Source organism: Streptococcus sp. LQJ-218 (assembly GCF_003428885.1).
Taxonomy (GTDB): domain Bacteria; phylum Bacillota; class Bacilli; order Lactobacillales; family Streptococcaceae; genus Streptococcus.
On sequence record NZ_QQRU01000001.1, the window covers coordinates 259,879 to 272,189 of the forward strand.

General features: G+C 35.2%; 12 protein-coding genes. 1 reads left to right on the forward strand and 11 read right to left on the reverse strand.

The genetic code is table 11. The annotated features are described in order from the left end of the window. Window positions 1–33: 33 nt before the first annotated feature. From D2908_RS01370 to D2908_RS01385, 4 genes are read right to left on the reverse strand one after another with little or no spacing between them, the layout of a single operon-like run. The gene (locus tag D2908_RS01370) at window positions 34–417 is read right to left on the reverse strand and encodes a DUF5945 family protein (RefSeq protein WP_000159216.1); all 384 of its coding nucleotides are present in this window, start codon (window positions 415–417) and stop codon (window positions 34–36) included. Further along, the gene (locus D2908_RS01375) at window positions 414–647 is read right to left on the reverse strand and encodes a DUF5965 family protein (protein ID WP_000152419.1); all 234 of its coding nucleotides are present in this window, start codon (window positions 645–647) and stop codon (window positions 414–416) included. The genes D2908_RS01370 and D2908_RS01375 overlap by 4 nt, the downstream gene beginning before the upstream one ends. 50 nt (window positions 648–697) lie before the next feature. Next, window positions 698–1,783 carry a toprim domain-containing protein gene (locus D2908_RS01380; protein ID WP_001019160.1) on the reverse strand — a complete coding sequence of 362 codons (1,086 nt, stop codon included), beginning with the start codon at window positions 1,781–1,783 and terminating at the stop codon, window positions 698–700. Between the two features lie 9 nt (window positions 1,784–1,792). After that, window positions 1,793–2,434: a hypothetical protein gene (locus D2908_RS01385; protein WP_000933082.1), complete on the reverse strand. Its 642-nt coding sequence runs from the start codon at window positions 2,432–2,434 to the stop codon at window positions 1,793–1,795. 159 nt (window positions 2,435–2,593) lie between these two features. Between D2908_RS01385 and D2908_RS01390 the strand changes: the two genes are divergently transcribed. After that, entirely contained in the window at window positions 2,594–2,791 is a 198-nt protein-coding gene (locus tag D2908_RS01390) for a hypothetical protein (protein ID WP_004249782.1), read from the forward strand. A gap of 13 nt (window positions 2,792–2,804) precedes the next feature. On the opposite strand, the gene D2908_RS01395 is transcribed toward D2908_RS01390, so the two are convergent. The 7 genes from D2908_RS01395 to D2908_RS01425 all read right to left on the reverse strand — a co-directional run bounded on the left by D2908_RS01395 (window position 2,805) and on the right by D2908_RS01425 (window position 12,292). Further along, window positions 2,805–3,101: a DUF5966 family protein gene (locus D2908_RS01395; RefSeq protein WP_000998891.1), complete on the reverse strand. Its 297-nt coding sequence runs from the start codon at window positions 3,099–3,101 to the stop codon at window positions 2,805–2,807. Between the two features lie 13 nt (window positions 3,102–3,114). Beyond that, window positions 3,115–3,399 (reverse strand): DUF5962 family protein, encoded by a 285-nt coding sequence (locus D2908_RS01400; RefSeq protein ID WP_117304285.1) that lies wholly within the window; start codon window positions 3,397–3,399, stop codon window positions 3,115–3,117. A gap of 74 nt (window positions 3,400–3,473) precedes the next feature. Further along, window positions 3,474–9,698, reverse strand: a complete 6,225-nt coding sequence (locus D2908_RS01405; protein WP_206269734.1) for an SNF2-related protein — start codon at window positions 9,696–9,698, stop codon at window positions 3,474–3,476. Between the two features lie 47 nt (window positions 9,699–9,745). Further along, entirely contained in the window at window positions 9,746–10,156 is a 411-nt protein-coding gene (locus D2908_RS01410) for a thrombospondin type 3 repeat-containing protein (protein ID WP_117304289.1), read from the reverse strand. Between the two features lie 349 nt (window positions 10,157–10,505). Next, window positions 10,506–10,718 carry a hypothetical protein gene (locus D2908_RS01415; RefSeq protein WP_033680325.1) on the reverse strand — a complete coding sequence of 71 codons (213 nt, stop codon included), beginning with the start codon at window positions 10,716–10,718 and terminating at the stop codon, window positions 10,506–10,508. Between the two features lie 22 nt (window positions 10,719–10,740). Then, window positions 10,741–11,277 carry a DUF3990 domain-containing protein gene (locus tag D2908_RS01420; RefSeq protein ID WP_165847407.1) on the reverse strand — a complete coding sequence of 179 codons (537 nt, stop codon included), beginning with the start codon at window positions 11,275–11,277 and terminating at the stop codon, window positions 10,741–10,743. Window positions 11,278–11,422: 145 nt separating this feature from the next. Continuing rightward, entirely contained in the window at window positions 11,423–12,292 is an 870-nt protein-coding gene (locus D2908_RS01425) for a LysR family transcriptional regulator (RefSeq protein ID WP_117304291.1), read from the reverse strand. Between the last annotated feature and the right edge of the window lie 19 nt (window positions 12,293–12,311).

Consider the following 12,311-nt stretch of genomic DNA (forward strand, 5'->3'; position numbering starts at 1 on the left):
ACCTCTCAAAAAAAAGCAGCCTATCAGGACTGCTTAGTGTAATTCGGAAATCGCATCATAAATGGACTGCAATTTCTTATTTTCTTTATTCTTTGTGTCAATCAACGTATGTAGCTCTTCAATTTTCTTTTGACTACTTTGAATATCGCTATTGTTATCCGCAATAAGTCTTTTAAGATGTTGCTGATAACTTGTAGTGATATCTGTCTCTTTTCCTGTTCTAACCTCTGTAACTTTGGGTTTAGAACTAGAATTTGATTCCGTCACAGGTGCTTGTTTGCGCTTTTGAAAAGCTGCTTCATAATTTACATCATTACCTCCTTGATGATTTCCAAATAAGGCCGCAATTTTATCTGGATCTTCTTGATTTTCTGATTTACTTTCTAATGGTTGATTAAAATTCCAATCTTTTGTCATTCACTCATTTCATCCTTTCTAAATTCAGAATCATCGAATTGTCTTTCTTTACCAAAGGCATGATCAAGAGCTTCTTCAAAACTCATGTGACTGATGCTTTGACGCCTTTTGAACGTCGCAAACATCGCTGTCTCCAGTTGCTCTTTGTAAGCAGCTAGTTTTTCTGTCTCTCTTGCTACCTTACTTTCTTGCCTAGTGACCTTTTCTTCTAAGCGTTCAATAATGGTCATATACTATCCTCCTTCATTCTAATATTAGCTAAAACATCTTGATTTTGTTATCACAATTCTAAACATTGAGAGGTTTGTCTTACTGGTTGATTCCTCAATGTCTCTTTTGCATTCTCGAACATCAATTGTAAATCTGATTTCTTTTCTCGAAGAATATCGTTCCAGTCTCTTTTTTCTTTCCCATATTCATTATCAGGTAAATCCAGTAAAACAGGAAATCCTGATTTAGATAACTTATCAGAAAAATCTTTACCTGCATCATCACAATCTACTGCCAGTGTCAATAAATCAGAATGATTATCAAAATAGCTGGTGGTATCACGAATTGTATTGAACAAAGGCAATAACTTTGAAGGTATTACTGTATCTAAAAATTCCAACTTCTGATTTTCTTCAGCTATCAGTCGTAAAGTTTGATAAGCAACAACAGACCTTTTTAATCCCTCCATAGATACCAAACGAACATCTGATAGGCTTTGTTGATGAAGTTCGTAATAGCTCATCAAGTCGATAAACGATTCACAAAAGACCAGTCTATTTGGTTTACCAATATCAAAGGATATTCCAACATGTCCATGGCTTCCTTTTAGAATCGTTTTTAACCTCTCTCTAGGAAGAGAGTGATTCTTATAAATCCCTTGTATACTTGCTGCCTGCAGTTTGTGACGATGATCAAAGCTTTTAAAAACAATAACAGGTTCAACAGTTTCATTTGTTTTCCAACTAGCTTGTGCTATCAAACCTTGTTGAATCATCTTTTCTATGATTTCTTCTGAGATTCCTCTACATTTTGTTAAGTAATATCTGGCCAGACTGCAGTTAGAATCTTCTACTCTCTTTAAAGGATAATAAAATGGTCTCTCTCTTTTTTCTTGAACAGCTTCTTTTTGAAAAGGTTCTTCAGAAAGAAAAGCTAGAGCTTCTTTAAAGGAAATTCCCTTAACAAGTCGAACAAAATCAATAACATCACCTTGAATATCTCTTGAAAACCATTTAAAAGTATTGGTAGTTGAAAAAATTCGGAATGAATCGTGTTCAGGATGTTCATAGACACGGCTAGAAACTTGTTTAAAGGAAATACCTAAACGATTGGCTACATCAAGAATTGAAATTTGCTTACATTCCTCTATATTCATAAAACATCATCATTTTGTCGTAGTATTTGGCAGTGATGGTATTGATGATGATTCTTCTAAAGTTTTAGGAGTTGCCTTATCTAAATCATCTAACCCAGATTTCCAAACCTGTACTTGATTGACCAATAACTTACCTGGTAGTTTCGAATAAGACAACTTAACTGTTCTTGTTTCTGTCTGATTAGTCTTTGATTGGTTGGCATTCTTTAAATCAGATACATAGGTTACATTATAAGAGACCATGGCAATGGCTTGATTCGTAGTCTGATTGACAAAGATATCTGCTTTTTCAAAATGATAATCCAAAATATAATCCTTATACACTTGGTTCATAGCATCATTTTGACTTGACAATTCTTGAGAATAAGCCGATTCAGTCATATAAGGTTGAATACGTGTATTATTTTCTCCGAGCTTTTCTTTCGTATAGTACTGCGTCAAAAATTCTTTTACAGTATCCGATGACAAAATGCTGGCTTTATCTTCTGCTTGTTTGTCCTCTACAAGTTTAGCTGCAGCCAATTCGATTTCTTTGCGACTTTGTTTAGCAGTAGAATGTTGACCAGCAGTATATCCCATCATGAGAATAAAGCTAGTTGCGGCTACTGCTCCAACACTAATTAAGGCTTTAGTTTTGACTTTATTTAACATCTTAGACCTTCTTTCTATAAAAACTAGGTCAAGAATAACAAAAAGAACTTGTAAGTTTTATCACATCACAACGAAAGGTAATTCCTACATTTCAGGCGCCAAATCGTACAGTTCAGAGAAAAATATCAAAATTAGCTGTCTTCAGCTTATAATATAAATATGAACAAATTAAAAGAAGAAAATTTGAGAAGAGCTCTTTCTCATATTGAACGACATAAACAAGCTATAAATACAAGTAATAATAGTGAGGATAATGATTTTCATAAATTATTACTCCAATTTAGCTATGAAGTATATGAAAGAATCAAGGCAAATAAAAAACCTTATCCGAATTTAGATTCAGATAAAGTCTTTTGATTATCTAAAAAGTTCATATTTTTTCCTTATTTATGGAGTTAATGAAGTGCCAACTGAATCCTAGAACCAACATCAGATTGATGAAAAGGTACACAGCCGTAAAACTAGTTAAACCATGTTGTCTGATATCATCAAAATATAAACTAGGTTCAGTAAAGAACAAATAAATTCCATAGACCTCCACGAAAATAAGAAAACTAATAAAACCAATAAGGAAAAGTCCACTGGCAATAAGAAAGAGTCTCCATAAAAGAATGAGAATTCCTCCTACTGCTAAAAAAATTACTGGGATAAGGAGTAAATCATTCATGACTTTCTCCTTTCTAGTCAATCAATTGACGATAATGGGTGTCAAGAGAGGAATCAAACTCTTCTAATTTTTGAACTAAGTCCAAATACTCCTCTTTTTCATATTCTTCAAAGTCCACACCTCGATGATTTTGAAGAGCTATTTCCAATTGACTAGTGAGTTCTCGTTTAGAAAAACTGTAATCCCCAGTAACTTCCTCATAATGTTCCTTTAGCTCCTTGTAGGCTTGGTATTCTTCAGGCGTTTGAAATCCCTGTACCAAGGCCTCTTCTAATTGATAATAGGTATCTTCCATCATAATCGTTACCTCGTTTCTTTCTATCTTTATTTTACCGCGCTTTTCTTTTCTTGTCCGCTATTTGTATCTATTTTTTAATCTAATTCAAAAGAAAGTTGTTCTTGCCTTTCTTTTCCTTTTTCGTGGAATTGTCTTAAGGCCTGATCAATAATATCTAAATCCGTTTCTGTTTCAATCAATGGCGAGAGTACATCGTATTCGGCCTTTTTAGTTTGATAATCCTCTTCCTTTGGAAAATTTTTCTCAATTTCAACTTTAGCAGTAGTCAATTTATCCTGTAATTCATCCAATAAGTTCTGAGTTTTCACTTGGTCCTCCTTAATGTGATCAATCGTATGCTGAAGTCTTTGAATTGTCCCCAAAGGAGAATACAAATCTAAACTGACAGAATACTGATTTTCTCCCACAATCTTAACAGAGAAGGTTTCAGGAAGAGGTTGATTTGTTGGAAGACTAAGCATTTTAATGTCAAATCCTCGATAGCTTGCTAGGGTTCGGAATTCTTTGCTGTCAGCTTGATTATGACGGATAAGACGGTGTAGGGATTCACCTGCTTCAGCTCGTTGCTCAAAAGCTTGCTTGCCTACTGTCATAGAAAATGCCTGGTCTTTCGACATTTCAGACTGTTGAATGTCGCCTTCATACTTGCTTAATCGTTTCTCAAGAATGGGCATATTTTCTTCACAGTAAGAGATTGTATGACGATAGTGATCCTTGCTGCGTTGAAAGGCACGTCTTTGATTTTCTAATAGGGTCAAATCATTCTCTAGTTCCATCTTATATTTAAGATAAGGATTACCTGTTGCTAGTGCCTTAAAATCAGAAGCTGTCATGGTCTGCTCATCAATATCTTCTGCAGCACGAATTGGCTCCTTAGAAGTCATAATCTGCTTAATATAACGGAGTTTGTTCTCCTGAGTTGCCCATAGATAATTATCAAACGAACCTTTGGTAATGTAGTGGTAAATATCCACTTCCTTATTTTCATTTCCTTGTCGGATAATCCGTCCATTGCGTTGCTGAATGTCACTTGGTCTCCAGGGGACATCCAGGTGATGAACTGCTTTCATCTTGCTCTGAACATTTAAACCTGTTCCTCCTTTTTCAGTTGAGGCAAGGAGAATCCGCACTTCTCCTGCATTGACCTTTCGAGACAAACTATTCTTCTTTTCATCACTATTGGCATCATGTACAAAGGCAATTTCCTTACTAGGGATTCCTCTATCAACTAATAAAGCCTTTATTTCAGAATAGACATCAAAGCCATTATCCTTTTTCTTAGGTGTTCCAATATCTGAAAAAATCATCTGAGTAGCCTTATTTTCCATTCCCTCACGATAAATTCTTTCAACATTATCCACTACCTGAAGCAGTTTATGATTGTCTGCTAGACTATAACTAGAGTCCAATAAACGCATATCAATAGCTAGTTTTCGTGCCTCACCCGTAATTTTTAACATGTTATCCTGGCTCGGATCAACTGTTCCACATTTGACCATATCTGACCTCATAACTAATTCTTCTAAATAGAGTATCTGGTTTTCAGTTAACTCACTCTCAATAGGGATAATATGAGCTTCTGGAACAGGTAAATCCAACATATCTTGTGTTTGAATGTCGGCTGTTTCTTTATAGATTTTCATCAACTCAGGTAGATTGACAAACTTTTTAAATCGTTTCTTAGGTTGGTACTTATCCCCTGTAGGAGCTAATTCCATAGAGTTTTGAATTTCTCCAAAAGCACCTACCCAAGAGTCAAAATAATCAACTTGATAGCGTTTTAAGATATCTGGTTGAATATAGTTCATCATAGTATACAACTCACTAATAGAATTGGAAACAGGTGTCCCTGTCGCAAAGACAATATTTTTAAAATCATGTTCTTCCTGAATCTGTCGAACCTTCATCTCCATATCCACGTTCTTCTTAGAGGTTGTATTGGTAATACCTGCTACATTCCCAAGTCCAGTAATTGGACGAATATTTTTAAAGTGATGTGCTTCATCCACAAAGAGAAAATCAATTCCTAAGTTCTCAAAATCAATAAAACTATCACGATTGAAACGTTGGAGTTCTTCCAATTGTTTCTCTAGACCACTTATTGATTGTTCTGCTTCTTTAACGGTATACTTATTTTCAGAATGTGTTTTAATCTCTCGTAGTTCATTGAGTTTATCCTCTATATAGTTCATCTGTCTTTCCTTACTGACAGGGATTTTTTCAAATTGAGAATCCCCAATGACAATAGCATCGTAATCTCCTGTAATAATACGTGATACAAATTGTTTTCTTCTCGCCTTCACAAAATCTTTCTTAGTGGTCACAAAGACTTTTTTAGTAGGGAAAAATTTCATGATTTCTTGGCCAAATTGAGCAGACAAACTAGAGGGCACCACATACAATGGCTTATGAACCATCCCCAACTCCTTTAATTTAAACCCAGCACCAAGCATAGTCAAGGTCTTTCCTGAACCTACCTCATGAGCTAACAATGCTCTTTTTTCTTCTACGATTCTTTGAATGGCATTCTCTTGATGAGGACGAAGACTGATGTTTTGTGCCAAGCCATCAATGACTAGATGGCTACCGTCATACTCTCGACTAACTGTTCGATTATAAAGACGATTGTAGCTTTCCTCAATGACTTGTTGGACTTCTGGATACCGTGAGACAAAGTCTTGAAAGAGCTCTTGTAAATGCTGCTCTTTTGCTCTTAGAACAGAGGTTTTTTCCAAATCTGTGATAGTCTTTTTCTTTTCTCCTTCCGTAACAGTCATAGTAATCGTCGGTTGGTTTGAATTTAGTAAATTCTCAAAAATCTTTCTTCCTGTATCATAACGTGACCCACTGACTCCAAGACTACTATCTTTGGCACTTGGATAGCGATAAGCAAATGATGTCCTTAAATGAACCTGGCCATCGACAGGATTCACTTCAATGACTTGTTCAACATCAGGCGAAGACAATTCAAATTCACGATTGGTAAAACATTCAAAGGCAAATTTACCATAAACGGATTGAGGAATCCAACGTGACCCTATTTTAAACTCAATATCTGCCAGATGAATCCGTGGAGGACGAACAGATTCTAACAAATCTAAAGCATGAGACCAGTCACATTCTTGATTGTTTTCCTCCACTAATAGTTGAACTACTTCTATCTTGTTGAGAATATCTCCTGACAAAAACTGGTTCTTAGAAAGATATTTTCTTTCCCCTCTTAAATAGCTTTCTGGATCTATTAAAATCTGGTCACCTAACTCATCTAAAATAGCAGCTTGGCTATGTTCGGGATAAATTGATACCATATAGTCTAAATCAACCCCTCTACCATCCGATAAACTGGAGTTTAAGGCATCTAAAGCCGTTGAAACTCTTGCAATAACTCTCTCTGGTCTAACCAATGCTTTCTCAAAGGCTAAAGATTTTTTATATTTTACTTTCTGATCTTTAGAATCAATGTATTCATCTTCTAAACTTGCTAGTAAAGAATACTTATCGTCACTATCAAATAAGTTCCGATTAACTGAGGCATTCAAGTATCCAAATTGACTTACAAAGCGGTCATAGTCACGATTGAGTTTACTAAGTAATACCTGAAAATCTGTCCGACTATAATCTTGATGACGTTGAATTTCAATTAAGGATTGATAGGTCTCTCTCAAATCAACCATGCCCTTAATACGACTAATATCCTTATCCGATAAGGGACTTTCATAAAAGACCGTTTTTTTGAACAGTCCCTTATATTTCCCTCTTTTACTCGCTTCTTCTGACTTGTAAACATCTAGTGCTTCCTCATCTGTCAAATGAAGTTGCACGAATCGGTCTATTTTATGTTCAGACAAAGAACTGTCCCAGGCTTTAAAATCTCCCTTCTCGTCTACATAATAACTAATTTCGTCTACTTTTGAACTTTTCCGAATACCATGCGTATCTCGATAATAAATTTGATTTCCCTCATATCCAAAAGAATAGAGCGCTAAGTCCTCACGTATACGACTTGGGATAGAATTATCCACTTCTTCTTTGATAAAAACAGGTGCTTTCAAAGAATTGTCAATTTGTTTAGGTGCTTCCACATTCTCGAATGCTTTCATTATTTCAGTAGCTAATGTTTCTGATACTCCCTTAACATTGAGAGTTCCTCCATTAAAATTACGTATCTCATATTCACCCAAAACTTGTGTATTGTATTTCCCATCAAAATAAGGATTGATCCAGACACGCTTATCCTCCTCAAAGGGAATAGAGCCACCAAAGACAAGCTCATCTTCATTAAGATTCTTTGCTTGATCCTTTTGAAAGAAGAGGAGGTCTGTGGTCACTCGAGTACCTGCAATCTTTTTAAAAGCCGTATCCGGCAAACGAACTCCCCCTAAAAAATGAGTGTTGGTTTTAATCTCTTGTAAGACATTATCTGTCCGCTTATCCATTGTCCCGATAGATGAGATAATCGACACTTGTCCTCCGTCTCTTACTAAATCAAGTGAGTGTTTGACAAAGTAATCATGAATCATATAAGGTTTATCATAGTTTTTATCGGCAATGCGAAAATTTCCAAAAGGAACATTCGTTAAGACTAAATCAAAACTATTATTTTGATAGGGAACATCTTCAAATCCTCGCACTTCAATATGGGTATTGGGGTGGAGTTGTTTTGCGATTGCGCCTGTCACACTGTCTAATTCAACCCCATAGAGTTCTGATTTATCTAGTATACTTCTAGGCATCGCCGCAAAGAAGTTCCCAGTTCCCATAGAAGGATCTAATATCCTTCCTCCCTCAAAACCATCATCCAGTAATTTTTGCCAAATCTGGCGAATAATCATTGGGTCTGTATAATAGGCTGTGAGAGAACTTTGTTTCATAGTGGAGTACTCTGATTTACTTACTAAACTCTTAAGAGTTAAACGTTCTGTTTCATACTTTGGATTGAGTTCATCGAAAAATTCATTGGCAAGACCGCCCCAGCCGACATACTTGGCTAGTAGCTCTTGTTCTTCTGGATTCGCTTGTCGTCCCTCTTTTTCTAATCTTTTAACAAGTTCAATTGCGGCGATATTCGTTTCAATTTTTTCTCGATTTGTCTTAGGATAAAAGTCCTCTAAATCATCTGGAAAAACAAAATCTAGAACAGGGATATCCGTCTCTTCTATGCCTACAATAAGCGTTTCTGTTTCCTTATCCTTTTCATTTTCATTATCTTCTTCCAGATAGGAAAACAAATCTATTTCCTGACTTTCACTTGATGAATCAATATCAATCTCTGAATCTTCTTTTTCAAATTCTACATGAGACAATACTTGTTCAATCTCTTCCAAACTGTTCAAGTATAAGATAGGATTCTCTTCAAATAACTGGTTGGAATTATTGAATAGCTCTAGGCGAACTAAGTCATTTAACTGTGCATTTTCAATCGAAACCAACTGAAATACTTGTCCTTTATAACTTACTTGTGAATCAATCGGATATTCCCTCAAAGCTTCTTCTACAATTTTATCTACTTTAGATAGGGAATGAACTTCTACATTTTCTTCTACCTGGTCAGTATTATCTAAAGATAAGACTGCTTCCTCTACTTGCTTAGACTTTTCTCTTATAGCCTTTACTTCATCAAAATGAGTAATAATCTTTAGCTTTTGTGTCAGTGGGAGTTGTGTGTAGTTTTCTTCATGATGGACAAGTTCCGTAACGGTATCTAAAGTAGCCATCAATTCTGAACCCAAATAGGCTAGAACATCTCCCTCTTTTTCTTCAAAATGAATCTCAAGAACTTCTTTTTTTAGTTCTTTGGAATCAACCATTAAAAGAAATTCCTCTATATCTCTACTAATACGGTCAGATAGATTATTCGCAACCCGATAGACATTGACTAAATTGACATCCTGATTCTGATGACATACAAGCTCACTTAATAGTTCTAACTTCTCTTTTTCAGATTGGATGTAAAATCGAGTGGAAAGGTTATAGGTTGCGACTTCTAGCACCAAGTTTTTCTCAAAATTACTTAATTGAGATAATTTACTTAGACCTGCTTGCCCAAAACTTCTTGTGTAACTTTCTAAATCTTGGTCATTATTTTCAGAACTAGCCTCTAAGAAAGAAACAATATCTTGATCAAAAGAATAGACGTGAGGAATCTCTTCTATCTTACCTTCTTCGGACAAAAAATTTTCTACCAAGTCCTGCCATTTCTCATCAAAATGTTGCGCTTGATAGCGAAGAAATAGGTCCATTTTCTCCCTATCTTTTGGAATTGTTCCACGAAACATAGCCAATAATTGCATTACTTCCATACTCGCTCCTTTCATCTATACGAAAATAGGAGAATCACATGATTCCCCTACAACTCTATCTCCATTTCAACCTCTTGAGGACTGGTTTCTAAATCACTAGACAAAAGAGAAACGGCATCTGTTCTCATGTAGTAAGTATATAAGTCTTCTAGGTCTTGTTGGTTCTCAATCCCTGTTTCAATACTAATAAGAGCCTGTATAAATTCCTTGTAGTGACTCTCCATCATATCTGAAATCTTTTCTTTCATTTCCATAAATACTAAAGACGGTTCAGTTATACTTGTTTGGTCCATGTCTTGTAAATCCTTTTCTAAGGGATTGGTTCCTTCTTCTACTTCCACTAGATCTGAACGACCATCACCATCAGAATCTGCGCTAAGAGGATTGGTTCCTAGCGCCAATTCTTGAGCATCAGTTAGTCCATCTTGATCCGAATCACGTTGATAAATGGCTTCCATATACTTCCTTCTTTCCTAGTTAATCTTTTTTCACTCCAATCCTACCAAATATTCCTTGAAAGAAGTATCACAAATCGAGTAGGGGATAATCTCTAGCCCCTCTCACACCACCGTACGTGCCGTTCGGCATACGGCGGTTCAACTAACTTTTAACGCATGTAGTTCAAGGTAATAATCCAAACACGAAACCAGTCCACGTTTTTCGCGGGTGCCCACGGAGGACTTACACCTCAGATGCACGACATGCCCGTCGTACACAAAAAACGGTTCATTACCTAATATGGTAATGAACCGTTTTTGAGAATATAAAGAAAGATTTGGATTTGATAAACCTAACTCAAATTACTTATTAATGTACTGAGTAACGTTTTGCAATATCCGCGATATTATCAGCGATAAGGTCTGAAGTCAAATGAGAGCCTCCATTATCCAACTCTTCAAACCAATTCTTCAATACAACATTTGTGACAGAAGAAACAGTATCAGGAGTAATGCGATAATTCTTCCGTAAAAACTGTTCTACCTCAACTCTAAGAGCTTGTTTTTCATTTGTCAAAATCATATCGTGTCCTCCTTAACTAAGATTAGTTTATTTGCAATTTTTTGATCACATATACAAAGTTGTGTATCACCCTGATATTTTCCCAAAAGAATATCAGCGGTTTTTCTAAGGAATTTACTCCCTTGAAATAGTCATCTAAAGTGACTTTCAAACGAGTAACTTGACCATCAAGAACTGGGCCAAATACTGCTGAAAAATTATGAAAATTAATTCCAGCCTTAGCGTCTAACTTCAATCTATTTTTATAAACAAACTGAAAGTATTCTTTATCAATTTCAAAAATCTTCGTTTCAACATCATTAGAATCTTGAAACTGATAACTTAAAACAACAGGCTTTACGTTTGGATTAAAAGGAAGTTCATCTTTTGTTTTTCGCTGAGCCCATTTAACAGCCTGATCAAATTTAGATGTCACATAAAATCCTATACCAAAATCACAGTTCCGTTTACTATGATAAACATCTATTCCATCTTTTAAAGATGGAACCTGAGTAGATGTCGTTCCGTGATACCAAACGGCTGTGTTGCTAAATTGATTACTAAAGCTTAACTCTCCCATAAATTAATTATATCATTTTACTATAATTTATGCACGTACTATTTTATAAATTTCATCTCTCATTAACTATTTTCCGTTTTAGTCATTAATCCATTGATTAATATGTAAATCAAAAATCACTAATAGTATCAGTGACCTTTGATTCTTAAATTGAATTTTGCTCCTTTAAAATAAAGTCTTTAAACGCATTATTGAAAATAGTGATAGCCTTAGAAGCTTTTCTGCTCATTAAGTAAGTAAAAGAAACGGGGGTGGTTACTGTAGTGGTTTCAAGATGAGCAATCTTATCTGTAAAAGTCTTTTTTAAGTAAAGGGGCAGAAAGGAAATGCCTTGATTCATTTCTATTAGTTTGGCAGTTACTGTAATATCATTGATAGTAGTGAAATCGGCTTCTGGAACTAGCTCAATGATTTCTTTTTTTAGATTTTCCCAATAGACGGGGTGGCTATCGGATAATATTTTATAGTTTCTAAATAATTGTAATTCGTCGCATTTTACTGTTGTTTTAGGATAAAAGAGGGCAATCTTTCCTTCACAAATTTGTTCGGATATGATTTTTTTACTATATGGAACTTCTCTATCAATACCAATATCGAATGTATTAGTTTCAATAGCTTGTTCAATATGGCTATTTAGCACGGATACAGAGATATCAATATCTGGATAGCGCTGAAAGAATTCCTGTAAAAATTGTGGTAAAAGGTATGTGGCAATGTAAGGAGATACGGCTATTTCTATATGAAATTGTTGTTTTTTATTTTGTAGCCTAATCTTTTGAATACTTTGCTCATAGGTTTGTATAAGATTTTCAGCAATCTCTATAAATTCTCTTCCAACAGCAGTTAGTGTCAAGTTTCTTCCCACTGTTTCGAAAAGTTGAACTTGAAGGTGCTTTTCTAATTTCTTAATTTGTTGATGTAGTGTTGGTTCGGTAAGAAATAGCTCTTCGCTGGCTTTACGATAATTGAGATGTTTTGATAATACCAAAAAAGTGTAATACCAATCTAAGTTCATAGTTACTCCTATTTATAAA